This is a genomic window from Bacillota bacterium (assembly GCA_013178125.1).
Taxonomy (GTDB): Bacteria; Bacillota; SHA-98; order Ch115; family JABLXJ01; genus JABLXL01.
In genome coordinates this window covers 74346-100817 of sequence record JABLXJ010000007.1, presented here as the reverse complement: position 1 = coordinate 100817, position 26472 = coordinate 74346, and the positions used below count along the sequence as shown (strand labels likewise).

Below are 26472 nucleotides of genomic sequence, written 5' to 3'. Positions count from 1 at the left end.
ACGACATCTACGGGGCAGCCCAGGATCTCGACGGTGTCTCTATCAGCTCTACTGCCAGCCGTGCCGCTTCCCTCGCTTTCATTCCGAGGGCCCTGGCCCTCTCCGCCAGGGCCGTGCCCCTTCCGGTCCCACGCATAAGGATCTCCATGGTCCTATCTACCAGGCACATTTTGTTGATATTCTCCACATCCCCTGCTTTTTCCTCCCCCAAAAGCGAAAGAAATGAATCCACTTTCTGGTCATAGGATATCGCCACGAAAGGCGTCCCCACCAGCGCTGCAAATACAAGAGAGTGGAACCTCATGCCGACCAGGAGGTCAACCCCCTGGATCGCGGCCAGGACGGCCTCCGGCCCGCGGTATTCCTCGATGATCCCCAGGTCGATCCCGGCGCCTGTCCCACCTATCTCACCTGACCCACATGCCTCACCTACCCCACCTGCCCCGCTGATCGCCCCCCTGATCCTCTGAGCCAGCTCCCTGCTGAGCTCGAGATCGCCCGGGTAGTGAAATGGGATAAACAGGAACCGAGCGCCGGCTCTCCTGTAAAGCTCGCACGCAAACTCCACGATGGCATCCTGGTACCGAGCAAACGACTTCCAGCGCCTGACCACAATTCCGATGACTGGCGCTGCAGGGCGCCCCGCAGGATACAATCTAGTATTCCCCTCATTTTCAAAAACTTGACTGGCCCCGGAAGATTGAGCCTGGGGCCCGGGAGGGAACCGGGGCACCGCCAGCCCCAGAACGGGGTCTGCCACAACCCTTATCATGGGCCTTCTCACTCCCAGCTCCTTCAGCAGGCTACAAGAGGCCTCGTCCCGCACAGTGATGGAATCCACCATATTCCCGATGAGCCTGACCAGATAACGTCCAAGGCGCCCTCTTATAGGTCCAACCCCCTGCGCATAAAAAAAGACCTTAACCCGAAGCATCTTCGCAAGCAGGACGATACCGAGGTAGTATGGTATCGAGCGGGAGCTCGTCGCATCCTGCAGAAGCCCGCCCCCGCCGCTTATAAGGAGATCAGCCCCCGCAAGCTCGCGCACTATGGAAGGCAGGTCATTGCGCGCGACCGCACGGACACTATGTTCCCTCCGCGTCGACGCCGGGTCCGCTGAGATGACAACGAAATCAGCGTCTGGCTCGATCTCCCTTATGTGCTGTATGATAGCAGCCAGTATAGCCTCGTCCCCCGTGTTGGCGAAGCCATAATATCCTGATATGACGAACCTTTTCATCCTCACCCCTGCTCCACCCTCATCCTTGCTTCATCCTTACCTCTACCTCATCCTCACCCCTGCCCCCGCCCCCTGGTTTCAGTCTCTACCCCTATCTCGATCCCGCCCTTCCCGGCGCGGGGCGCGAAGTATGCGAGATACGCCAATCCTAGAATCACCCCGATCACCGCCCCCAGCACAAGGCCATTGAATGTGCGCAGGAGCGTCACCGCAAGCGGCGAATGGAGGTGGGAGAAGGTATTTACCATTGAAATCTGGCCAATCGCCCCGAGCAACGCAAACGGGAGGAGATACCTCCTATCCCGCTTTAAAACCATGATAGCGGCCAAAATCATGGATGGGTGACCGATGAGGAACTCCTTCGTCCTGGGCCTCGCAATCATCACCCTCTCGAGCCAGGTCCTCATATGCTCCTCTACGCCCGATACAGGGACGCCAAAGGCATTGCCCGTCCGGCCGATATATATGAGCCCCAGGACGCCGATAATAGCGAGCGCCGCCAGGTGTTTGACCCGGACGGGCTCGTCCCCCAGGCGCTGTATATCGCCTGACACGCCTGACATGCACGTCCCACCCGGGCTTCCCCAGCGTCGCCAGTAGACCAACAGCGCCAGGAGCAGCGGCAGGACATGCATGACCTTGACCCCCGTGAACTGGTCCACCTGCAGCATGAAAGCGGTCGAGCTCAACGTCCCCGCCAGCAGAAGGCCGCCAGCCACGGAAACGCCTGTCGCTCCAAGCCATAAAACGAGGGCGCGTCCCACGAGCCCGGAATCCTCCCCCGCACGCCCATTATGTCCCCACCCTGTAGAGCTTGGGCTCGGACTTAGGCTTGGGCCCGGGTTCAAGACCCTGATAACCGCGAGGCCCGGGAAAACGACCGCCGCCCCCAGCGCGAAGGCCTGCCGTGCGAGCGTAAAGCGCCCCACCACGCCAAGGAGACCGTAACATAGCAGGCCCAGGGCCAGGAGAGCCACCTCGAACACAGGTTTCACATAAGCGGCGTATCCCAGGCGCTCGAGCAGCAGGAGCCCGCCGGCCAGGATCCCCGCCCCGAGGGCCAGAAACGTCTTGACGCCTGGAGAGTAAGTCCCCATAGACTTTGTCACGCCCGGCGTAAAGCCGGCCGCCGCGACCGCGGACCTCAGGCGGGATATATAATCCAGATTCTTGTGAATAAGGTTCTCGGACCCCTCACGCTTCAGAAACGGCCGGATGTAGAGGATCCGCATATTGCGCTCCCGAGCGGCCCTGACAAACCGCTCTATCGCCGTATCCTCAGGGATATTCTCCATCTCGCCCTTTGTGATGCTATGCACCCGTATGACATTCATGCGGAGGGCGCTGGCCAGGGAGGTATCGCCCTTTTGCTTTGCAAATTCAATACGCCCGAAGGAGATGCCCCGATCCGAGAGCTCGCGGGCCACATCCCCTATATGGTCCCTGTAGCCCAGGACCTGGTCCCCGTCGAAAATCGCCACCGTCAACGGGCCAAAATCCTCAGCGCTGTTGAGGAAATAAGCAATCTTAGATGGGGTTAATCCTTCATAATTCATGAACCTCGGGATAACACCGAGGCCGGCGTGACGTAGGAGTCTCATGGCCCCCCTCGGCATACCGAGGTTCAACGCGAGGGTATCATCGAGACCTCGCACGAGCTCAATGACACCCAGGCCGCCTGACTCATGGAACAGGACACGCTCGCCCTCGAGCCGCACCGCGAGAAGGGCCTTCAGGTTCTCATAGACAGCCTTGTTCTCCGGCAAAATATACGTATGGCCCGGCAGGATGCGCCCTTCAGCAATGAGCCGCCTAAGGGTCTTATTCTTGACGCCGGCGACCCGCTCAAAGTCCATGATCTCCCTGCCCGTGAATACGTGGAGGCTTCCCTCTTCGGCCATCCTGCCCACGGTGGTTTCCCGCAGAGCAAAGGACGAGATCCCGGCCTCCTTTGCCTTCTCAAGGAACAATTCAAAAGGATAGCCATTCCCCCTACACAGGGCCAGGGCCTCATCATAGTCCATAGTAAATTCAACCGTCCTGTTCGCCCGCTCCACCATCCAGCGACCAGCGCCCACATAAATGGCGACGATAAGAGCAATACATACGATCCCGATCCAGATTTTCCTCACGACCGACCCATCTCCTTCAAGGAATGGTCCCAAAGGCGTAGATCTCCCCGTCCTCCGCCTTTATGCCTCGTACGGTGACGGGCACAGGCAGGTCCTTTAAATCTATGGATAAATCAAGCCCCCGAACAGCTGGTCTTGTATAAACTTGGGGACGGTGATATCCTGCACGAGGAACCTATTGATCACATATCTTATTCGGGTCTTACCATCGACATCGAACCTGCCCTCGAGCTCCAGGTCGAGCGTGCCCCCTAATAAAGGCACAGACCCTGAAACAGTCGCATAGTTTCGTCTCAGCCTCACGGATAAAATCTTGAGTATTCCATCTTGGCGCTTGAAATAATCATTTATATCCTTTTCGGCGAGTATAACAGTTACATGCCCGTTCCTCACAAATCTTAACGGGATATTAGCCCTGGCCGTGCCGGCCCCGCCTTTAGCAGCCCCTGTCTCAGTCCCGGTCTCAGCCCCGGCCCCTGCCGCAGGCCCAGACCCAGACCTAGACCCTGCCCCACTCGCCTCATGCCCAAAGAACGCCTCGCGCGTGTCAAGTTGAATATGCCTTGCGTCCAGGAATATTCTCTGGATCAAGAGGTCCTTGATCTTGACGCGCGACGCATCGATCTCGAGGACATCGATCCTCCCGAGGGGGATCAGCGCAGCCGGAAACGACCTCACCTTGACGTGCAGGCTCTCCACGCTATCAACGCTATCCTCTATCCCGGCAACGATCCGCCTCTCAACGACGCCGGGGATCCATACCTGTGCCGCCGCGATCAAGGTCGCGATAAGAACTACAAAGACCAGGACGGCAAGGATAAGGCTCTGTCTCATAATCAAGCCCAGTCCACCCCTGCTTAAGGTTGGGTTCCTTATACATCATACCACTTGATGTGCCCTCTGGGCAACTTGACTTTGTAATACGACCAGGACGAGGGCGATGGAGGCGGAACTAACTGTCTTAAACGCGGTGGTGACAGAAGATATCTTGAAGCAGGCCGGCATTAGCGCAGAGAACCACCGGTAAGTATCCGGTGGCTCCCATTCTCTGAGTATATCTGACTATATGGGAAGATTTGCCCCATTCCTCAAGAAAAGCGGTATGATCTCCAGAGGGGCGTCACACTCGATGAACTGGCCGCCTTCGTAGAAGCGGCCGGTATTTGCCTCCTTCCACTTTGCCCCAACAGGCAGGTAGACTCTCCTCGATCTTGCGCCTTCGTAAAGCACCGGCGCGACCAGAATGTCCGGACCGAACATGAACTCGTCCTCAATATTCCATGCTTCCCTATCTTCCGGGAAGTCGTAGAATAGCGGGCGCATTGGCGGGGTGCCCTTCTCGTGGGCGAGCTCCATTTGTTCCATTATATAGGGACGCAGTCTCTCGCGCATGAACAACAGGCCCTTTATGATCTCATAAGCCTCCTCGCCGAAGCTCCATACCTCGTTTGGCCCACATGTATTGAAGTCGAACATGCCGGTATCCTCGCCCTCAGTACCCTCACCTGTCGGCAAACGGTAGCCATGCAATCTAAACAGCGGGCAAAAAGCACCATACTGGAACCAACGAATAATCAACTCCCGGAACTTCGGGTCATTCGGATCGCCACCGAAAAAGCCGCCGATGTCTGTGGTCCACCACGGAATACCGGAAAGGCCCATATTAAGACCTGCGCAGACCTGCTTGCGCAGAGTCGGGAAGTTGGAATGGATATCGCCGGACCATACCGCGGCCCCGTAGCGCTGGCTCCCCGCCCACGCACAACGGGCGAGGTTTATGACATCGGTTATACCCTCTTCGGTCATGCCGTCATAAAAGGCCTTGGCATACAACACCGGGTATATGTTACCGACCTCGAGGTTCGGGCCTAGATAGTAACGTATATTATCAAAGTCGTAAACGGTGAATTCGGGTTCAGCCTCGTCGAGCCAGAACACCCTTATACCATATTTGAAATAGTTCTCTTTTACTTTATTCCATACGTATCTCTGCGCGCCGGGATTGGTGGCATCAAAGAACACCTCGTTCCCTAGGCATATCATCTGCACACGAACGCCCCTGTCGGTGTGCACAAGATAGCCTTTGCGCTTCATCTCACTGTAGTTGCTGCTGCGCGGGTCGACAGTAGGCCATATTGAAACCATCAGCTCGATGCCCATGCTCTTGAGCTCTTTTACCATTGCCTCAGGGTCTGGCCAGTATTTGGGATCCAAGCGCCACTCGCCCTGTTGCGGCCAGTGGAAGAAATCAATCACTATCACCGAGATGGGCAGGCCCCTGCGCTTATATTCCCTCGCAACTCCAAGCAACTCCTCCTGGTTGTGGTAGCGCAGCTTGCATTGCCAAAAACCCGAGGCGAAGTAAGGCATCATCGGCACACGGCCGGTGACCTGCGTATACATCTCGACTATCTCAGCGGGAGTATTTCCCGCAGTGACCCAGTAGTCGATCAGCGGAGTCACCTCAGCCACCCACTGAGTACAATTTCGAGCCAGCGACACGCGGCCGTAGGCCGGATTATTCCACAGGAATCCGTAGCCCAGGCTGGACAACGCGAATGGTATGTTCGCCTGGGAATTACGCTGCGCTAGCTCGAGCTCGCAACCCTTTAGGTTCAAAAAAGGCTCCTGGCGCTGCCCGAGGCCATAGAACCTCTCCGCCTCATTCCCCTCGAACCGCACCACCGCACGATAGGAGCCGCCCGGAATTGGTTTGAGCTCTCGCCCGGGAATCATAAGTGATATATGATTGCTCATGTCCTGCCTATCCTGCCAGCGTTCAGCAAACAGCACTTCTCCCTTTTCGTTTTCGAACCTAACGAAACCGTATTCGTTGATCCGGCAGGTAAGCCTGCCATTGCTAATTGATGCGCGTTTCCCATTCCCATCTATCCTGATCTCAGCCTTGCATTCCGGTTGCGGCAAAAGGGCCCAATCCCTGTCTACAGGCATCTGTGCCTCCCTCGTACAGCGGACGCGCAGGCTGTTTTCGCCCCAGGGCTCCACCCAAAGCTTCTCGCCGTCATACTCCCGTATGAGACGGTTCGCTTCGATTGCAAATACACTATCCACATTTTCCCCTCCATTCACACCACAGGGTACCGCCCATATTCATAGGCAGCCTCATAGGCAGCAACGATATTTCCAGCAGGGACACCATACTGGATGTTGTGCACCGGGCAAAACACGTATCCCCCGCCGGGAGCAAAGATGCGGATCCTATCTCTTACTTGCGCCCGCACCTCTTCAGGGGAGCCATAAGGCAAAACGGACTGGGTGTCAACGCCCCCTCCCCAAAAGGTAAGGTGGGATCCAAACTGGTCCTTCAGCCAAACCGGGTCCATCCCCGCAGCCGTGCACTGAACGGGATTCAAGGCATCGATGCCTGTCTCCACCAACATCGGCAGAATCTTCGTGATCGAGCCGCAACAATGCTGGAAGGTCTTCCAGGGTGTATGTTCATGCACCCAGGCGTTCTGCTCTTTATAGTAAGGTATGTAGAGTTCGTAGAAGTCTGACGGGGAAATCAACTCGCTTCTTTGGGTCCCGAAATCAAAACCCTCCAACCCTACAACGTCTATATTGTCACCGATAGCTCGCCAGAGTCGCTTGAGGTTTTCCATGATGATTTCATGTTTGGCGTGGAGAAATTCCTTAACATATTCGCGGTCAAGCCCGATCAGGAGGAGGAAATTGTTTAGGCTTCCGATGATGCCAAGGCCGGATTTAAGCCAGAAACCGGCGACGAGAGCCTTATCAGTGTGACTTCGGAGGTATGCAGCCCTTTCCGCCATAACCATGAGTTCCTCGTCAGTAAGTGAACATTGCTCTCGTAGATCCTCAAGCCTGGGTCGCTCCACGTCATCGCTTCGCTGCAGGAGGCTCAAATCCTCAAAGTAATACCCGCCCTTTGGCATTCTACCCACCACAGGCGCGCTAGGTTTCCCACCCTCATGCAGGAGCCAGGATCCGTCGGCCCCGATTTCCACATTGAAGTCACCGGGAACAAGGACCGGGGTACCATCAAAAAGCTGCCATGGTTTATAGTCTTCACGTCTAATACCAAAGAAAAGGGCCGGAGGCTCAACTGGAAGGACATCTACGTGAAACCTTTCCACTAGATCAAGCTCTACCTCCCCGAGCATTTGAAAGACATCGTAAACTTTTACTATTCCCTCCTCCAAACCGAGCTCCCGGCGCAGCCGGTGCAGGGCCTCAGCCATGATCCCACTCATGCAGGTTCCACCTAAATCAATAGGCACCCGGTCCGGCTCACGATGTTCGAGCGCTACTAACACTCTCTCTCGAGAAGTCATTGTTATTATGTATTCCCCTTTCATTCCATCTGGTTATCCGGTCAATTTCTTCTCGGCATCAATTTCTTCTCGACAGTTGAGGCACCGCCTGCGTTACATCTTGAGAGCACCTGGGGTAGGAGTAACTGAGACAAAAATGTTCAGGCCGTCAAGGCATCGCTGATTGCAAGCCATCGGCAGATCCATTGTTTATGGGCGCACCGCCATTCATACTGCCGCACCTTGCAACCAGGTATAGCTTATTCACCAGCTCCTCCAGGGATATCTCGGACTTCATGAAATTCGCAACCACCCTCCCCCGGTCGACCACAACAACCCTGTCCACCACCGGGTAGACATGGTAGATGTTATGACTTATAAAAATGCAGGCCTTCCCCTGTTTCTTGATCCCCTCAATGAAGCCGAGCACCTTCTGGGTCTCGGAGAGCGAAAGACCGGTGGTGGGCTCATCCAGTATGATGAGGTCCGCCTTGAAGTAAAGGGCCCTTGAAATCGCCACACCCTGTTTCTCCCCGCCGGACATGTTGCCGACTATCGTGTCGGCTGCCACTGCGGATGAGGTGAAGCCCATTATCTCCCTCATCAATCTCTCAGTCTCTTCTTTTTCCCTCTTTACATCGATCCAGCCCCACCGGTTGGTTATCTCCCTGCCCATGAAGATGTTTCGCCAGAGGGTGTGTTGCTCTGAGAGGGCCCTGTCCTGGAAAACGGTCTCGATCCCGAGCTCCCTGGCCTTCGCCACAGAATAATTCTCCAGCCTCTCCCCTTTCCAGTATATCTCCCCCTCATCCGGTCTGTGGACTCCCGTGAGGACCTTTATCAGCGTGGATTTGCCTGCGCCGTTATCGCCGAGGAGACCGATGATCTCGTTGTAGCCTACCTCGAAGTCCACCCCCTTCAGCGCCTCCACATGCCCAAACGATTTGCGGATGCGTGCCATTTTTACCAATGCCTCGCATGGATCCATAACCATGTCCCCTCCTGAGATAGCTTTAAACCCCACTTTAATAAGCTCAATAAGCCAACGCCGTCGAAGAATTACTTCCTCGCTAGCCCTGTAAACCTATGACTTATAAGGGAAAGGATGAGGATCAAACCATAGAAGAACTGCGTATAAAACCCGGTAAGGCCGGACGCTATGATCCCGGTTTCCAAAAAGCCTAGAATAAATGCCCCGACAATACCTCCGATGATAGTGCCGATGCCTCCCCATGTCGGAGTTCCCCCCAAGAAGACTGCAGCTAATATTATCAGCAGATAGCCATCTCCTGCAGTGGGCCAGAAAATTAGATTTACTAAGCAGATTAGCACGGCGGCAAAGGCAGAAGCGAATCCCATTAGCACGAATGTGAGAATCTTAACCCTGTCTACCTTGATCCCCATTTCCCTTGCACTCATCAGGTTGTCTCCAATGAAGCAGACGTGAGCTCCATACCTGTGCCGATTAAAGATGAACCAAACAACGAGGGCAAATACAATGCCCCATATCATTTGAACGGGAAACGATCCAACCCTGCCGACAAATATCCTATAAAAAGCAGAATCCTTGAGGAATACCAACGGGATTCCGAGTCCCTGAGTCCCGATCATGATAAGGCCCCTAAGAAGAAAATTCATTCCTAATGTCGATACTAGTGAAGAGAGTTGTATTTTTGTAACCAATAACCCGTTAAGTAATCCGGCACTTGAACCAACGATCAAAGAGATAATCAATCCCAGGAAGGGGTTCCCACTTCCTTTGGTTACAACTGCAAACGCCCAGGCCGACACCCCGACTATTGATGGAAAAGATAAATCCATCTCACCACTAGCCACCATGAACACGGCTGAAACGGTCAGGATAATTGTTACGGGGAGCGTAGTGAAAACGGCTGTATAGGCATTATAACTCAAGAATACCCGAGGATTTGCAAATAGGAACACAATCATAAGTATAGCGAACGCAGAGATGACCGATATTTCTGTCTTGTTCTTGATGACTCTCCTTTTGATAGTAGGGTCCTTAACCACAACCTCGTTCAAAATAATCAACTCCCACTATTCATGAAAGTAGGCCTGGCCCGCTGAAAGTACGAGCCAGGCAACTGCAATTTTTGCCTTCTTGATAGACTTATCTGATTCCGGCTTCAGCCAAAGCCGCAACATCTTTATAGTTCTCTTTGGTTACAAACCCTGCACCTGTATCAAAGCTTATGGGGGCGAAACCGTATGCCCTAGTAAGAGCTATGCTGAGTACCGGGAGATAGCCTTGGAGATATGGCTGCTGGTCGGCTGTTAGCTGGACATATCCCTTCTTAAAGGCGTCTATAACCGCAGGGCTGACATCAAAGCCGATGCATTTAACCTCTCCTGGTTTCTTGCCAGCTGCCTCCATATAGGTTGGCGCAGCTCCGAGGTTCTGTCCACCGGAGAAGACTATCAGCTTGGTCTCAGGATGGGCTAGAAGTTGGCCTGTTACGAGTGGAGTTAAAAGCTCTGGTGCGGCAGCTGCCTCTGGCGGGGAGACGATCCGATCTACAACAATTCCTTTTTTCTCAAATGCAACTGCTGTCCCTTCTTCCCTAAAAAAGCGACCAGGCTGTCCCCATGCACCAAAGACGGTTACTCTATCACCCTTCTTCAGGTTAAACATTTCTATAGCTTTTTCACCCAACGCTCTACCTTGGCTCGCTAGATCAGCACCGACGTAACCACCTCCAAATCTCCTCCGGACCTTTGGCACATCAACGTTCTGATACATCATTATAATTCCTGCTTTATATGCTTGTTCGGCCAACGGCATGATAGCTTCATCGCCCGGGTGGCCCATCATAGCGATGCCATCAGGCCGTGCTGCAATTGCATCTCTCAATTGCGCTACCATTTTTTCGACATTCCAACCGGAGAAAACATAGTCTACTTTTACGCCTAAGGCTTTTTCAGCATCCTTTGCCCCTTTGTAGACTATTGAAGCAAAAGCATCCCCTGGATCTCCTCCGACAAAGAAGCGTATTCTTATATCCTTAAACTTCTTCATTCCAGCCTCGTTTGTAGTTGCGCTAACGGGCACTGCTACCAACGATATAACCATTGTCAACGCTATTATCCAAAGTAACGCTCTTCGCACTATTCTCCCTCCCCTGTAGTATCACGGTCTAACTAATAGTCTTAACCGCCTTAATATAATTCGAACTTATTGGTGAGCTAAACACCACTAATCTCCCCTCAATGGCAATCCCCCCTTTACTCCATCCATGCCTTTCTCAGGAGAACCCGTTGTAGTTTTCCGAAAGCTAAGCTTAAGAATTTGGATCAAATCAATATTATGACGGTATCTTCTTCCTTCGCTGGTGCCACTGCATATGGCACGGTTACCCACCCTCGTTTTTACTGGACTGCTTGGTATGCTACATCATGAGGTGCCGGCCCGGTGGTCCCTCTGATCACCAGCTCTGGTCTCAACAGAACCTGGTGTCGTTTGAGAGACTCGCCTCTGAGCTTCCGTATAAGCATATCAACAGCGATCTCGCTCATTTCCCTCGCGCGAGTCGTTAGAGCTGTCAAAGGGGGGATCGTAAACGTGCAAAGAGGGGAATTGCCAAAGCTTATTACAGACATATCGTCTGGCACCTTCACGCCTTCTTCCCGCAGCGCCCCCGTAATTTCTGCAGCCGTCAAATCCCCGCATGTGATAACAGCTGAAAACGGCCTACTGGCACCCAAAAGCTCCTTTATCAATTTGCGTCCCTGACCCTCTCTATATGGGCAAGCCCTGACCAGGATATTATCATAAGAGAGGCCGGCGTCCCTCAATGCCTTTTTATATCCGAGCAGACCCCTTTGCGTATAGCCGAAATCCCACGGCGAAATACCTATAAATGCGATACGTTTGTGCCCCAAGCCGATGAGGTGTTTTGTCCCCTCATATATGGCCGACGATGCATCGATATCAACATAGTCGAGCCCGGCATTGCTCCTGCACCTGCCAATCATGACAAAGGGGAAACCCTCCTCACGGAGCATGCGCACACGCTCATCTGCCAACCTAATTTCCATAAGGATCAACCCGTCCACATGCCCGCCACGGACAACCTTCAGAAGTTCTTGTGTATCCTCATATGCCGTTGTCAACAGGAGAAACTTATATCCAGCGGAGGCCATTCTATCCGCAGCGCTGAAGATGAATTCAACCGCCGCCAGGTCGGAACCGCCCAATTCCGGCAACGGGTAAACCATCCCGAGGATTCCTGTCCTCCTTGTCGCGAGGCTCTGAGCCGTGCTATTGGGTTGATAGCCGAGCTCGTCGATGGCCCGGGCGATCCTGGCCCTGGTTTCCTCGGCGACCGGTCGCCGGCCGCTCAAGGCGTGAGATACTGTAGTCTTACTTACACCCGCTTTCAGTGCGACATCCCTGATAGTAACCATAGGCATCAATACCTGCTCAAATGTTTCATTACAACCCACTCAAATACTTTATCACCAGCGCCATATTTACAAATCGGTTTGTGCAAACCGATTTGCATCTTAGTACTTGTTATTCTACATTGAAGTGAAAATTCCTCCTAATTGACACAATAAATTCTGAATTCCCTACCGCCCCAATGTACTGACCCAAGGAATCCAATCAAAAAAGAGGCCCCGTTCAAACCTGGAGCCTCTTTTCTAGCACTTCGCCTCATAAGTCCCGATGATTTTTGCTCTCCGGACATCCGCCCAAGCCCAATCATGCGCACTGCCAACTTTCTTGGCAGGTTGTACGTGAAGATGCCAAGATTCTGGGCAGTCACTCGCTCATCCTGCCAATATTCTTGGCAGTTTGCCCCGGTCAAAGGTGAAAGTGCCAATATCCTTGGCAGGTCGCGCATAAAGGTGCAAAGAAACTTGGCAGTTTTGCCGCACCCAGGAGTTAATCTGCCAAATTTCTTGGCAGTCTCCCATGTTGGCTTTCGGCCGGCACCATCGAAGCATCGAAAATGGGGCCGAAGACTATTTTCGTAGTAGTAGGAAGTGGCGTGAACCCCCTCCTCCCGGGTCCCTCAGCTTCGATGGAGGTTATTTTCAGGATAGAGGGTGAGTCACCCTACCAGATTTCTCTGCAGCCCCGAGCGGCTACGACGTATCAGTGGACGTATTATAGATAACCAAGTCCAAAGTTCAATGAACGCGCTGCTTCGCCGTTGCCGGCGCTCTGCATATGTTCTGTGCCTGGTTCAAGTTTGAGCTTCGTTATCTGTTATCTATAGTAACAGACCCGGCGCAGAGTAAAGAATAAATAGAAAGCTGCCTGGTACCCTAGATCTGCCTCCAGAGCTGCCCGGTGTTGAGTTCCAATTGAGTTCCGTAAGTTCAAGCGTTCATGTGGCCTTCTCCTGGCCCCTTTGAGGTAACAGTAACCCATGGTCGAGCTCTCCATTCATTTATCGCAGAACCACTGCGTTATCGCAGGACCATTGCGTTACCGCAGAATCACTATCGCAGAATCACTGCGAGATGGCCTTCGCCAAGGCATTTTCAACTGCTTTCAGGAGAGTCTTGCTCGTTGTCGTTGCGCCTGTTATGGCATCCACCTTCAGCGACTGTGCCTGTATCACCCTTTTGATAACACCTTCGGCCTTCTTTGCGTGTCCGGTATCCCTATTTTTGAGAATCTTGATATTCTCAATCCGGTGATCCTTCACAATGACCTCTACCACGTAGGTGAATCTCCCGTAGCTAAAGTCCCCTTCATAAGTGCCATCTGAAACTCTAGAGAGATCAACCTCATTGATCGGCATGTTCCTTACTTTTCTGAACTCACCGGAGTTGTGCGCCATAAATATGGTGCCTGCGCCGCCGATCACGATAATCAAAGAAATAATCCCAATTAGAAATCGTCTTTTCATCTAGACCCGACCTCCGGTTATTGGTTCCCCTCTGACCAGAATCTAGCCGCCGCAAGCCCCGCCCTTCGGGGCTGGGGATAAGGCGGTTCTCCCGTTGCTTTTCCATGTAAAATATGGTATAATCTGCCTAGCACCTTGAAAACTGAAGATAGGAGGTTGCAGCAAGGAAGCCTTTGCTGCGTAAAATCTTCAAGGTGCCAAGGTTTGGCCCGATGCGCCGACCATCGGTCGGAGGTTGTGGAGCCGCTCCTGCAGGCGGCATCGGGCGTAAGTAAGTCGCAAGAGCTATTTAGCCACCCCACTAGGGGTTAGAGCGACTCGCCTGCAACCGGAAACGAATGTCGCTAGGGCCCGGGATGGTGTAGCCTACCCGCAAGGGGACGGCGAGAGCCCGGGAGAGGCGACAGGGTGCCGGAACCCCCCGGCTTTAGCCGTGGGGAGGCTCAGTATACGACTGATTCTACCACTATATCACTATACCACCCGTCCGCGTTTTATCCCGAGAGCGCCGAGAGCGGCAGACGGCCCTGGCTCCAGCGCACCGCGGCGCAGGAATATCCACGCCGCCAGCAGGGCCCACGGGATCGACGCTATTATACCAGTAGGCATCGGGCCGAGCAGCGAGCTCGGGCGGCCCTTTATAAACAGGATCCCTATGCCGGCTATCCCATTGATGGCGCCATGGCTTATAACTGCAGGCCACACGCTGCCGCCCCGCAACGTGATCCAGCCGAGGAACGTGCCAACCACAAGGGTAAACCATACCATCACGCACATCCCAAGCCACGGAGCGCCTTGATAGTCGAGGCCGTAGTTGTGCCCCATGGCTATTATGGGCCAGTGCCACGCCCCCCAGATCATGCCCATTAAAACGGAAGCCTTCCGCCCTCCGAGCGGCAGTAGTTTGGGTAGCAGGTAAGCCCGCCAACCGAATTCCTCGCCAAAGGTAAAGAGGCCGTTGATGACCGGGGCGATTAGAACCGCCTGCGCCGCCTGAAATACGACCATCATCCACGGGATGATTGGAACCGGCCGTCCCGATACCCTCTCAGCCCTCATGATCATGTCCTTCACTATCTTGAGGGATGGGTCAAAATAGCGCGGGAAAATCATAAAAAACACAATGGCTCCAGCCAACGTCAAAATGGCAGGCGCAAGCCAGCCGGCAAGCCAGTATGGCCAGCCCTTCCTGAACCTGGGTTCGAGGAACATGCCCTGCCACCCTTCGCGAGTGATAGCTCGCGTGAGGATATGCGCGAGCGCCGGCGCCCACATGTAGCCTGTCGCTAACAATACCATTGCCATCGTGAGTCCGGTTCCCGGGATAATCTCGGGGCTCCTCACAAGCCCGCCGGTTTGGTGAATGGCGAGTGCGTTGGCCCAAGCGATTCCGAAGGAAAACGCCACATATAGTCCAATGCGTCTTCTATCCAGCCCTCTATTCATGGAACTGTTCGCCATAGAGCTGTTCGGATTCGAAGAAGAAGCGAGCCCTTCGCTCATAGCCTTGTTCATCAGAAGCGGTACCCCCAGTCTGGAGGAGGGATGTCAGACGGCATTCCTCTCCCCCTATCATGGATGCCCTGGAACTGCCTGGAACTGTTTCTTTACGCTTTCTCGGATTATTCTAACCTTCCCAGAGGAATATATTGAGGAATGTATATGGCCACGTGGTACACATATAGCAATACTTGGAGCACATCCACTTCATTCATCTTCATTCATCCCGCACCTCATGCGTGCTACGAAAGAGGTTGTCTACCTCCAAGGCAAAACCAGCCAGGAGCTTGCTCTCCATTGTTGTGCCTGGCGGGTAAACCTGCAGCGTGGCAAGCTCGCGACCATTATGTATAGCCACCTCGATACTCCGGCCATCCGGGTCCACCAGCCACAACTCACGTACACCGTAACGTGCATAGATCCGGCGTTTGGTCTCCCGGTCCCATTCCGCCGTATTGGGCGATAGTATCTCCACAACAAGATCGGGCGCGCCTTGGATGTTCGCAGTATGGATGATTCCGAGGCGTTCCTTCGATATATAGAGTAGGTCTGGCTGGACAACGTCGTGCTGGCTCAATACAACATCAATAGGGGCATAATATACCTTCCCGAGATTGTTGTCTTCAATCCACTCCAACAGCAGCCTTCCGAGACGTTTCGATATCTCCTGGTGAAATACGCTTGGCGCTGGAGCCATCCTCCTCAGGGCCCCCTCTATGAGTTCATATCGCTCCCCAGATGGTATCCGGCAATAATCGTCGTATGTAAGGCGTATCTCATGCGGTATATATTTGAGGGCAGTCTCGCGCAACATTTCAGGATCTTTCATCATGCCCACCTCATTTCTCGAGGACCATACCAATATCCATATATCCATACTCTACCTAGAAAATAGACATTACCCCAGCTAAGGCCATTTTCATTCCCTGCTGGTGCCGCTGAAGGCGGCATGGGCGTCTACCCTGATTTTACCATTGCCGGATAGGACCGTCAATGACCATGTATGTTCCCCATGTTGTTGTGGGCTAACAGGTGTATGAGCTAATAAAATACCGTAAGATTGGAGTCGACAATGCTGGTAAATTAGGGATAAAGTAACACGATTGAGTTAAACTGAATGGGCAGGATAGTAAGATAAACGTAACATCATCGTCCCGGTAGAAGACTGTCCCGGTAAAAACAGAGAAGCCTCTGTTCCCAGGAACGAGGTAGACTATAGGCGGGAGAATCCTGGGACACATGGAAGAGGTGCCCAGCGCATCTGCAATCGCTCGCACCAAAATGAGGTATGAATCTGTTTACCCCGGGAACCGTGGACAGAGCATGGGCAAGATCACATTCTGAAGGTGAAGAAATGTCAGAAAAATATCTGATGGTACTGGGGGTGGCATTGGGGGCTGGGGCAGGCGTCCCTTTATCGTTGGACTCCAGGGCTGGATACGGCAGGATATCGATGCCGATCGGGACGGCCTCGGCCCGGAGCCGGTCTATCTGCCAGTGAATATGCTGAGCTCCTGTCCAGTGGCGCCGCAAACGGTGCGGGAGATTCCTGCTACCTGAGCCGATATAGGCGTATATTCCCTTATTAAATAGGTGTTCTCCCGGTTTTCCGATATAGATTGTTCGGGTTTCAGGCAGATAGAGCCACAGGATATACAGGCCGCCTCCGGGCATGACGTCCCAGTCAGGAACCGCTAGCGTGCCGGGTGCGACTTCTGGGGCTTCCGAGAGAGCATCTCCTGAAGGGGCATCCCCTGACAATTCCCTTTCCATTGTGGCAACCGTAAGGGGTTTCTCGGCGTGCGGCACGATGCTGGTCACCCTGAATCCGCGGCGCTGATAGTATGGAATAAGGAGGCGCTCCGGAACGCAATAGAGCGTGAGGCGCCTTACCCCTACCTTTCTTGCCTCTTTTTCTATTAGATTGAGAAGGATTGTCCCGAAACTTTGTCCTCGATAATCGGGGAGGACGCCAAAGCGCCTCAGGAGCCAGCCATCCGGGGAATATGGCCTGATACGTATAATGGCCGCTGGCCTCAGGTGCCTGGCGTCTTTCCCCTGGTCGAGGTAGAGAATAAAGGCACGGCTGCCTCCTACCAGGTCTTTTATGATCTCCTCGTTGGTCTCCGAGACCGCGCCTGACTGAGGTAAACCAGACTGAATATAATATGGTTCTGAAAACGCCTTTCGGGTTACCTCGGCTATCAATGTTACGTCACTTTGTGTAAGTTCCCTCATTATAAACCGGCTGCCTGTTGGCACTACGCGTTCCCCCAGGGGCGCACGAATATCAATCTTGACGAATCCTGCCCGATAAGATATTCTGTGCTCGGCCAAAAAATCCTGGGACATGATTCGGCATGTCACCATGATTCGACCTGTTGCCGCCTGGCGACGGATTCAATGGCGATGGATTCAAGGACAGCGGGGAGGCTATGAAATGGGACGGGAGAGGGGCATAGGGAGCCTGCTCAGATCGGCATTGTGGATGTGGGGGCGTTCAAGCCCGCGCCGCTTGCTTTTTCTCCTGAGGGTCACCTGGCGCCTGTGGCATGCCAACCGCCGACGCATGCGTCAGGAGCGACGGTTGAACGGGCCGGTGCCGGCAGTGCTGGCCATCAGCCCGACAATGGCTCGAGCACTCGCCCGGGAAACTTAAGCTTCCTTACCTCGTCTGCATCGGTGCGGCGGAAGTCCTCATCAGGCAAGAAGGTTCCCATCTCCAAAATTTTCTTTCGATAGAAGGATTTTATGAACATTTGTCGTAGTTGTAATAATAATAACCGTAATGAATGAACTTACCATGAACCAGAGGTCTATGAACCTTAGGCCCGTTTAGGTGCACGGCGATAGAAATAACGGGCTTCCACCCGATTATCTCATTATATTTTGACCTAATACCACATCATTTTGGCTCACCGTTTTCCCAGGTATGTAAGTTTATCTCTTAAACTAATCATATATCGCCATATATCGAGGTTATCTGAGACGCCTTGAAGAGGATGATATCCGGGTGCTTGGTGGCGCGAAGTTATCAAGAATGGTGAATAGGAGCATCATCCTGGAATGCTTACGGACGAATCAGCCGGTTTCACGGGCTGATATAAGCCGGATAACTGGGCTTACCCCTGGGACGGTTTCAAACATTGTTTCGATGTTAATTGAAGAAGGAATTGTCGTCGAAAAAGGGGTGGGCAAGGCTAGCAGCAAGGGTGGCAAGAGGCCCATATATCTCTACTTGAACTCTGACGTATGCTACGTTGTGGGCTTGGAGATCAGGAGCGACTATGTCCAGGGGGGCATCGTGGATTTAGGGGGAAATATTGTAGCGGCATATAAGAAACCTACTTCGGATTTCGGTGTCTGGGCTTCACCGGAAAGAGTCATAAGCGATATCTTGAGGTTTATCGATGAGGTAATCTATAGAGCTGGAACCGACAGGGCCGGGATCGAGAGGACGAAGATCGCTGCTATAGGTCTGGGCGTTCACGGGGTTGTAGATACCCAGACTGGCAGATTGCTCTTCTCGCCCCACTTCCCATTCCTCGAGGGCGCCGACGTTGGTTCAATAATTAGCAGAAAACTAGGGCTTCCAGTTGTAATGGAAAATGATGCGCGGGCTGAGAGCCTTGCAGAGAAGATGTCGGGGCCAGCCCAGAGGGTGGATAATGTTTTGATCATCCATGTGGATGCCGGTATAGGGTGCGGTGTTTTTCTCAATGGGGAGCTCTACAGGGGCATGAATGGAATGGCCGGGGAAATAGGGCATATTATTGTGGATCAGGATGGCCCGAGGTGCGTGTGCGGGAATTATGGGTGCCTTGAAGCTATGGCGGGTGGGCGCGCGATAGTCAGGCGCGTCGTCTCCGAGCTAGAGAGGGGAACGTCTAGCCGCATGAGAGATCTATGCAATGGAAACCTTGATATAGTTACAATCAACATGGTTGCTCAGGCGGCTTTAGACGGTGATGAACTGGCCTGCCGGGCGATCAACCATGCCGGAAGGTATATCGGTCTCGCTCTAGCTACTTTCATCACCCTCTTTGATCCCGAGCTTGTAATCGTCCAGGGGGAGATGGCGCAGGCACGGGAGGTATTGCTCGATCCCATCATAGAAATGGTGGACCGGTCCGTGCCCCGGAGAGGGGTCAGGAGAACCAGGATCATGCTCGGGGAGAATAGGGGGAATTATGCCATACTCGGCCCGGCATTGCTTGCGCTCCGGAATGAGCACGAACAGCCTGAATCCGCCATTGCCAGCCGGTTGGCTCAGGCTAGATTCGCTCTATAGGCATATGTACTCGTACGCATGTGTAGAAGGGAAGGTGATCCCGGGAAGAGGTAAAGGTGAAGATGCCATTGGTGAAGGTGTCATTGGTGAGGACGCCATCGGCCGGCGAGGGCCGGCGGGCATCAGCGAGTGCCAGCGGGCACCAGAGCAGAGTGCCTATGCGGGGATCGATCCAGAGTAGCCACAGGGGAGAATAGCCATAAGACTTACGAGGGAGTGAAGGAAATGAAGCGGTGGTTTTTGAGAATACTGTTGGTAACGCTCATGTTGGTTCTGGCTCTTTCTTTTACCGCCTTTGCCAAAAAGGGCGGGCCGCCGTACACTGTTGGCCTCAGCAACGGTCCATTTACCCACAGCTGGCGGGTCCAGATGATCGAGAGCTTACACCAAGAGTTCGAATTTTACAAGAAGCAAGGGCTGGTGGATAGGCTCATCATCCAAAACGCGGGGCCGGACGTTGGCACCCAGATCGCGCAGATTCGGAACCTGATCGCGAGCGGGGTCGATCTTCTCCTCATCAACCCCAACTCCTCCACCGCGCTGAACCCTGTTATCGAGGAAGCTCAGGAAGCGGGGATCCTGGTTGTTGTCTACGACATGCCCATTGACAACCCCAAGGTCCTGGACATCTACATGAATCAGGACTGGTGGATGACCCCGCTGGCGGAATGGTTCTGCAAACAACTCAATTACAAGGGAAATATCGTCTACATCAGCGGGATCGCCGATCAGCCGGGCAATATTCAGAGGGATCAGGCTGCGGAGAAGGTGCTGGCCAAATACCCGAATATCAAGCTCCTGGCCAAGGCCAACGGGAACTGGGACCAGGCTGCGGCCCAGCAGGTGATGAGTGACTTGCTGGCCTCCTTCCCCAAGATCGACGGGGTTCTGACCCAGGATGGGATGACCCTGGGCATCATCAGAGCATTTGAAGCCGCAGGCAGGAAGGTGCCGGTGGTAACCGGGGAAACCCAGGTCGCCTTCATCAAGAAATGGAAGGAAATGAAAGACAAGCAGGGCTTTTCCACCTTCGGAATCGTGAACCCGCCCGGATATGTCAATATCGCCTTGGGGGTCGGCCTGCGCCTGCTCCAGGGCAAGAAGCTCAAACCCGAGGTCCTGGTCAATGGCCATGTCATTTACACCAGGCCCAACCTCATAGTAGACAACAAGAACATCGATCAGATCTACAAGCAGTACAAAGACTGGGCGGATTCCTACTATGTGAACTCGTGGTATAGCCAGAAGGAACTAGATGAGCTCTTCCAGTAATGGAATAACGGCTGCTTCCTGATTGGCGATTGATGACTTCTGATTGACGGTTGGTAATCAATTGGTAACCGCTGATTGATTTAATAAGCTGTTGCTTGATCCGGAGGGGGGCCTACCCCCCTCCGATGACCACCACCCCTCCAGGGAAACCGACCATGACCCCTCCGGGGAAACACCGAGAAAGGGCGCGAAGAGGCACTTATGTATATCCTGGAAGCGAAAAACATCCTCAAAGCCTTTGATGGCGTGGTCGCCTTAGCTGACGCCAGCTTTTCCCTCAAAGAAGGCGAGATTTGCGGCCTGGTGGGAGCGAACGGCTCAGGCAAGACCACTTTTGCCCGCATCATCAGCGGCCTGCTCAAACCCGACGGGGGAGAGCTGTATCTCTACGGCAGGCGGATCAACTTCACATCGCACCTCGATGCCGAAAAACTGAGGATATCCATGGTGCACCAGAACCTGAGCCTCATCCCGGAAATGAGCGTCTGGGAGAATATCAATCTGGGTCGCGAGGAGACCACCTGGCTTGGCATTTTGAAAGAGGATCGCGCTCTGGAAAACGCACAAAAGGCGCTTGACGAGCTCCAGGTGAACATCGATATCCATCAAAAGGTGGTCAACCTGACCCCCGCCGAAAAACAGCTTCTCGAGATCGCCAAGGCGCTCTCCAGGAGACCCAGGATTTTGATCCTGGATGAGCCTACCGCCTCTTTAGGGTTTAAGCACGTCGAGATGCTGTTCGAGAAGCTTCTCCAATTGAAGGAGAGCGGGACATCGGTGATTTTCATCTCCCACCGCATTTGGGAGATCACCCGCATATGCGACCGGCTGATAGCCTTCCGGAACGGGCGGACCGTGGGCGGAGTCGACTTTCATCATGAACCGAGAGACGGTAAGCTCGTGGTCTCGCTCATTACTGGAAAAGCGGAGAACGGGGAAGAGAGCGGGGCTCACCGGAGGTCTCCCTCCAGGAATCTCGAGAACATCCCCACCTGCCTGGAGGTGGAGAACCTGTGCAGGAGGGATAAGCTGCACAATATCAGCTTCCAGATTAGAAGGGGGGAAGTGGTGGGGCTGGGGGGCCTCAACGGCCAGGGTCAGGAGGAAATACTGCTCATCCTGGCTGGTTACTTGAGGAAAAGCTCGGGAAGCATCAGGATCAACGGGCAGACTGTAAACATCAAGCACCCCCGGCATGCTATTCAGAATGGAGTTTTTCTGGTCCCGGGAGACCGTCAAAGGGAGGGCCTCTTTCTCAATCATACGGCCTTTTTCAATCTGGCCTATCCCAGGTTTGCGCTTCGAAGGCAACGTTTCGTGCTTCCCCTCAAGCAGCTGAAAGAGGAAGCTAGGGCGGCAATCGAGGCTGTGTCATTGATTCCTCCCGATCCCAATATGGTGGTTTCCCACCTTAGCGGCGGGAATCAACAAAAAATCGTGGTGGGGAAATGGCTATCGCTCTTCCCCCGGGTTCTTCTGCTCAACGATCCCACCAAGGGGGTGGATGTCGAGACCCGGCGTAATCTCTACAGGATAATTGCCGATCTGGCAAATCAAGGGGTCTCGGTTCTCCTGTATGCCAGCGACAACGAGGAGCTGATTTTGAATTGTGATCGAGTGCTCACGGTATTTGAGGGACAGATCGTGGACGAGATCTGCGGGGATGGCCTTTGCGAGGAAAGGCTGGTAGCCTCCTCCCTTCGGGTGCGCTGAGTGTTGGGTGCTGAGTGCTGAGCGCTGGATGCTGGATGTTGAGTGCTGGGTGCTGAGCAAAGTCAAGATCCGCGAGATAGGATCCAAGAGATAATAGAATAACCCGTGGAAGACAAGCGAAACACAAGAGGTGGAAAAATGAGAACGAGGTCCTCTCTGAAAAATACCCTGACACTGAGGAATATCCTTCAGAATCCATCGTTTCCGAGCTTTTTGATCCTGATCGTCATCGTGATTCTCAATGCATCGCTCCAGTTCAACTTCTTTACCTACCGGGCGATCAAGTCCAACCTGCTCACGTTCTCCCCCCTCATTCTCGCCAGCATCGCTCAGGGGCTGGTGATTTTGGGGGGATGCGTGGACCTTTCCGTTGGAGCGAGCATCTCTCTTCTTACTGTATTGATGGCATCTATGATGGGTGACTCGCCGGGGAGCATTTTTTTCACCGTTTTATGCGCCATCGGCCTCTCTCTCCTTATAAGCTTCATTAACGGCTTTATCATCAGCTACTTTGGCCCTCCTCCCTTGTTGACCACCTATGCGACCTCGGTCCTCTGGTTCGGAATCGCTCTATACTTCATGCCGACCCCGGGAGGGTATATCCCCAGTTCCTTCGGCAAGATATATCGAACGGACCTCTTACCTCAATTCCCAGCCGCTTTCCTCTTTTTAATTGGAGCCTTTGCATTTCTTTTTATCATCAGCAGGCTACGCTTCTACAAACATCTCTACGCCGTCGGAGGAAATGAGGATGCTGCTTACGCCAACGGTGTCAACGTATTCTGGACCAAGATCAAGGTGTTCTTGCTCAGCGGCATCTTTGTCGCTCTGGCAGCTATCTGCGTCGTGGCTCAGACGGCTACCGGGGATGCCCGCAGCGGCCTGGGGTATACCCTGAACTCGGTGGCTGCTGCCATTATCGGGGGCCTTTCCTTCTCCGGCGGCAAAGGCAGCATTGCCGGGCCCATCATGGGCGCCCTGATACTCGGCTTGCTCATCAACGTCCTTTATTTCGCCAATATTACATCATTTTACCAGGAATTCATGAAGGGAATCATTATCATCTTCTCCCTGGCCGTCGCAGCCATACCCAAATACATCAGGGCGAGGTCAGCCGCTTGAGCCTCCTGAGCCGCCCCTAATGCAAGGGGGTTTTATCCGAGGGGGTTTCAACTATGAGCAATGAGGGGTTGAATCGGACCCTTTTACGGGTCTCTTTACAGGGTTTCACCAGGGCTGTGCTTCTCTCCAGGCTGTCTATTTCCATCTTGGCCATCCTCCTTCTCTTTGTGCTGGGCGAGGTGATCCTCCCTGGTTTCATGAGCTTTTCCCACGTCATGTCGATCCTGAGGCTGTCGGTCTTCCTGGGCATTGTCACTCTAGGGCAGACGCTGGTGGTCATTTCGGGCGAGGAGGGTATAGATCTCTCCGTGGGATCCGTTGTCTCCCTGGGGGTGGTGATTTCCGCCTACCTTCTCAACGGCCAGGACATCAACATCCCCAAGGCTCTCATCTTCGTCCCGGCGGTGGGGTTGGGAATAGGACTCCTGAGCGGATTGGCCATCTCCTATATCCAAATCCCGCCCATCATTATGACCCTGGCCATGGCGAGCGTGGTGGAGGGGACTTCGCTCATCATCACCAGGGGCTTCCCGACGGGGAGCGCGCCTCGGTTTCTGGAGATAATCGGGAGTGGGAAGGTTCTCAACGTGCCCTACCTGATCCTCCTCTGGGTTCTGGCCATCCTTTCGATGACCTTTGTCCTTGCTAAAACCAGATGGGGCAGCATCCTATATGGGGTCGGGAGCAATAGCCTCACCGCGGAACTCAGCGGGGTAATGGTCCGGCGTTTCCGGGTATTTGTATACGGCGCCTGCGGGGCTATTGCTTGCGCGGCAGGGTTGCTGGTGTTGAGCTATACCGGGACGCCCTACCTCAATCTCGGAGCAACATATACCATGCCATCCATCGCTGCAGTGGCTATCGGCGGGATATCTCTTGCGGGAGGAAGCGGGAACTACATAGGCGCTGTGACAGGGTGCATAATCTTAACCACGCTCAACAGCATCCTGGTGGCCCTGCGAACGACGGAGGCAGTAAGACAAATCACCTTTGGCTTGCTCTTACTCATCTTGATCATCAGCTACACCAGCCGTCGGAAAGGAGGAAGGTGAGGATCAATGAAGATAGGGATATTTACATTCTTATATCTAGATAAACCCCTGGAAGAGGTTGCCCGCTATGTCTCAGCCCTCGGTTACCAGGCCGTGGAGCTGCCAGCGTGGGCAAATAATGGGCATCTCGACCTGGATAAGGTGATTAAAGGCGACAAGTCTGTCAAATCCTTGCTGAGCAAGTACGGTCTCGAGATCTCCGCCTTGGGTAATGGCGCTGAAGGGCAGATGGTGCTCGGTCCGGTGGACGAAACGATGGATGAATGGGCGCCCGTAAAAGATTCCAAGGAAAGGGTGAAGTATGCGACTGAGCGCATGATCAAGACGGCGCAGGCCGCCTCAGAGCTGGGTGTTCCCGTGGTTACCGGGTTTGTAGGGTCGCACGTTTGGGATAAGTGGTATATATTCCCTCCAAAGAATGAAGAGGTTTATGAGCGAGCATGGGACCTGTTCGCCGAACGATGGGGGTATATTCTTGATCATTTTAAACGGTATGGTGTCAAATTTGCCTTCGAAGTCCATCCAACGGAGATAGCTTACAATATTGAAACCGCAGAGCGGGCCCTTAAGGCCCTGGATGAAAGGCCGGAATTCGGCTTCAATTTCGATCCCAGCCACCTGGTATGGCAACTGATCGACCCTGTGGTCTTCATCAAGCGGTTTGGTTCTCGGATATATCACGCTCATGCCAAGGATGCCGAGATTCAACCGGACGAGGTGAGAAGATCGGGGGTGATCCCGACCGGAAGCTGGATGCGGCCGGACAGGGGTTTCCGTTTCCGGGTGCCCGGGTGGGGCGATGTGCCGTGGCGCCGCGTGTTGAGCGCCTTGGTCAGCGTGGGTTACGATTATGTTCTTTCCTTCGAACATGAAGACCCCGTCATGTCCAGGGAGGATGGATGCGAAAAGGCTATTGAATTCTTGAAGCCATTGATCATCAAGAAGCCGCTGAAATCGGTCTGGTGGTAGTTGGGCGACTTCATGGCCTTTCGCGCGTCATAGCTTTTCGCGCAGCATCATGCTGCTCGAGGACTTCAGGGATCGTCACGAAGAGGTAGCCCTGTTGCTGGAGGGTCTCTATGATCGTGGGGAGGGCATCCAGCATTCCCCCGAGGTCCTCCTGGGGCCCACCCGCGGAATGATGGAGCACGATCACCCCGCTTTTGAGCACCGGCATCACATTGGCGAGCACCTTTTCCGCCGAGAGCCCGTGCCAGTCCAGCGAGTCGATCGTCCACAGGACCACCCTGTAACCCTCTCTGCCTATGGCCTCCACCGCAAGCGGGTCTAGTGCCCCGTAAGGCGGCCTCACCGCCAGCGGCCATTCGTTCGTTATCCGGGCCAGGGCCGTGTTAGCCCTTTTTAGCTCCATGACCACCTGCCACGGAGCCATATTTGCAAGGTTGCCATGGTGGTAGGTGTGGTTCCCTATGGCATGACCCTCTACGACGATGCGTTTTACTATATCAGGGTGTCTTTCAGCGCTCTTCCCAATCAAGAAGAAGGTAGCCCTGACGTTGTACTTACGCAATATGTCCAATATCTTCGGCGTATACTCGGTATCAGGCCCGTCGTCGAAGGTAAGCGCCACGGAAGGCGATTTTGGTGACCACTGTCTCACAACTATGTCAGGATAGAGCTTCACGAGATCAGCCGGTTCGGGGACCCTGTGGAGCTTCTCCGGTCCGTCGCTAAACCCGCCCGGGGCCAGCCCTCCAAGGAATCGCCATCGGAGGGCGGACTGAAAGATCCGGGGCCAGAGCGCCACGCTCCCCATCCCTAAGATGATCCCGATCCCGAGCAAGGCCAGTGCTAGTGCTGCGTAGAGGGCCTTTCTGGGCGTGCGAACCTTGTCGCCCATGCCGCTCATGGTTTCGTACCCCTCCTTGAACCCTTCGTTGAATCCCTCGTTCCCTGAATACCTGATGATGATTCCCTAATCCCTTTAATACTTGCCCGTTTCATGGCTGTTG

At 53.8% G+C, this 26472-nt stretch carries 22 protein-coding genes; 8 read left to right on the top strand and 14 right to left on the bottom strand.

What is annotated here, in order from left to right; translation table 11 throughout:
• Nucleotides 1-7: 7 nt before the first annotated feature.
• The 13 genes from csaB to HPY71_07955 form a co-directional block, all read right to left on the bottom strand.
• Complete coding sequence (csaB, locus tag HPY71_08015) at nt 8-1240, bottom strand: polysaccharide pyruvyl transferase CsaB (protein ID NPV53455.1); 1233 nt, start codon at nt 1238-1240, stop codon at nt 8-10.
• 53 nt (nt 1241-1293) lie between these two features.
• Nucleotides 1294-3405 (bottom strand): hypothetical protein, encoded by a 2112-nt coding sequence (locus tag HPY71_08010; protein ID NPV53454.1) that lies wholly within the window; start codon nt 3403-3405, stop codon nt 1294-1296.
• A 69-nt stretch (nt 3406-3474) separates the two neighbouring features.
• Nucleotides 3475-4206 (bottom strand): LmeA family phospholipid-binding protein, encoded by a 732-nt coding sequence (locus tag HPY71_08005; GenBank protein NPV53453.1) that lies wholly within the window; start codon nt 4204-4206, stop codon nt 3475-3477.
• A 228-nt stretch (nt 4207-4434) separates the two neighbouring features.
• A complete protein-coding gene (locus tag HPY71_08000) occupies nt 4435-6444 on the bottom strand; it encodes a glycoside hydrolase family 31 protein (GenBank protein ID NPV53452.1) in 2010 nt (669 codons plus the stop codon).
• 14 nt (nt 6445-6458) lie between these two features.
• Nucleotides 6459-7607 carry a methyltransferase gene (locus HPY71_07995; GenBank protein NPV53451.1) on the bottom strand — a complete coding sequence of 383 codons (1149 nt, stop codon included), beginning with the start codon at nt 7605-7607 and terminating at the stop codon, nt 6459-6461.
• A 229-nt stretch (nt 7608-7836) separates the two neighbouring features.
• Nucleotides 7837-8661 (bottom strand): sugar ABC transporter ATP-binding protein, encoded by an 825-nt coding sequence (locus HPY71_07990; protein NPV53450.1) that lies wholly within the window; start codon nt 8659-8661, stop codon nt 7837-7839.
• A 65-nt stretch (nt 8662-8726) separates the two neighbouring features.
• Nucleotides 8727-9710, bottom strand: a complete 984-nt coding sequence (locus HPY71_07985; protein ID NPV53449.1) for an ABC transporter permease — start codon at nt 9708-9710, stop codon at nt 8727-8729.
• Nucleotides 9711-9798: 88 nt separating this feature from the next.
• Nucleotides 9799-10794, bottom strand: coding sequence for a substrate-binding domain-containing protein (locus HPY71_07980; GenBank protein ID NPV53448.1), 996 nt, complete (start codon nt 10792-10794; stop codon nt 9799-9801).
• A 260-nt stretch (nt 10795-11054) separates the two neighbouring features.
• A complete protein-coding gene (locus HPY71_07975) occupies nt 11055-12092 on the bottom strand; it encodes a LacI family DNA-binding transcriptional regulator (protein ID NPV53447.1) in 1038 nt (345 codons plus the stop codon).
• Nucleotides 12093-13147: 1055 nt separating this feature from the next.
• On the bottom strand, nt 13148-13549 hold the full coding sequence (locus HPY71_07970; protein ID NPV53446.1) for an FMN-binding protein: 402 nt from the start codon (nt 13547-13549) through the stop codon (nt 13148-13150).
• A 474-nt stretch (nt 13550-14023) separates the two neighbouring features.
• Nucleotides 14024-15010 carry a CPBP family intramembrane metalloprotease gene (locus HPY71_07965; GenBank protein ID NPV53445.1) on the bottom strand — a complete coding sequence of 329 codons (987 nt, stop codon included), beginning with the start codon at nt 15008-15010 and terminating at the stop codon, nt 14024-14026.
• A 256-nt stretch (nt 15011-15266) separates the two neighbouring features.
• Complete coding sequence (locus HPY71_07960) at nt 15267-15863, bottom strand: Uma2 family endonuclease (GenBank protein NPV53444.1); 597 nt, start codon at nt 15861-15863, stop codon at nt 15267-15269.
• 332 nt (nt 15864-16195) lie between these two features.
• On the bottom strand, nt 16196-17311 hold the full coding sequence (locus HPY71_07955) for a GNAT family N-acetyltransferase (GenBank protein NPV53443.1): 1116 nt from the start codon (nt 17309-17311) through the stop codon (nt 16196-16198).
• A gap of 178 nt (nt 17312-17489) precedes the next feature.
• Here HPY71_07955 and HPY71_07950 point away from each other — a divergent pair, with 178 nt between their 5' ends.
• From HPY71_07950 to HPY71_07915, 8 genes are all read left to right on the top strand, one after another.
• Nucleotides 17490-17708: a hypothetical protein gene (locus tag HPY71_07950; protein ID NPV53442.1), complete on the top strand. Its 219-nt coding sequence runs from the start codon at nt 17490-17492 to the stop codon at nt 17706-17708.
• 381 nt (nt 17709-18089) lie between these two features.
• The gene (locus HPY71_07945; GenBank protein ID NPV53441.1) at nt 18090-19340 is read left to right on the top strand and encodes an ROK family transcriptional regulator; all 1251 of its coding nucleotides are present in this window, start codon (nt 18090-18092) and stop codon (nt 19338-19340) included.
• Between the two features lie 4 nt (nt 19341-19344).
• On the top strand, nt 19345-19521 hold the full coding sequence (locus HPY71_07940) for a hypothetical protein (protein ID NPV53440.1): 177 nt from the start codon (nt 19345-19347) through the stop codon (nt 19519-19521).
• A gap of 44 nt (nt 19522-19565) precedes the next feature.
• On the top strand, nt 19566-20612 hold the full coding sequence (locus HPY71_07935) for a substrate-binding domain-containing protein (protein ID NPV53439.1): 1047 nt from the start codon (nt 19566-19568) through the stop codon (nt 20610-20612).
• Between the two features lie 201 nt (nt 20613-20813).
• Nucleotides 20814-22325: a sugar ABC transporter ATP-binding protein gene (locus HPY71_07930; GenBank protein ID NPV53438.1), complete on the top strand. Its 1512-nt coding sequence runs from the start codon at nt 20814-20816 to the stop codon at nt 22323-22325.
• Nucleotides 22326-22463: 138 nt separating this feature from the next.
• Nucleotides 22464-23447 (top strand): ABC transporter permease, encoded by a 984-nt coding sequence (locus HPY71_07925; GenBank protein ID NPV53437.1) that lies wholly within the window; start codon nt 22464-22466, stop codon nt 23445-23447.
• 53 nt (nt 23448-23500) lie between these two features.
• Nucleotides 23501-24499, top strand: a complete 999-nt coding sequence (locus HPY71_07920; GenBank protein ID NPV53436.1) for an ABC transporter permease — start codon at nt 23501-23503, stop codon at nt 24497-24499.
• Between the two features lie 6 nt (nt 24500-24505).
• Complete coding sequence (locus HPY71_07915; GenBank protein ID NPV53435.1) at nt 24506-25468, top strand: sugar phosphate isomerase/epimerase; 963 nt, start codon at nt 24506-24508, stop codon at nt 25466-25468.
• Between the two features lie 10 nt (nt 25469-25478).
• Here HPY71_07915 and HPY71_07910 read toward each other — a convergent pair whose 3' ends face one another.
• Nucleotides 25479-26369 carry a polysaccharide deacetylase family protein gene (locus HPY71_07910; protein ID NPV53434.1) on the bottom strand — a complete coding sequence of 297 codons (891 nt, stop codon included), beginning with the start codon at nt 26367-26369 and terminating at the stop codon, nt 25479-25481.
• Between the last annotated feature and the right edge of the window lie 103 nt (nt 26370-26472).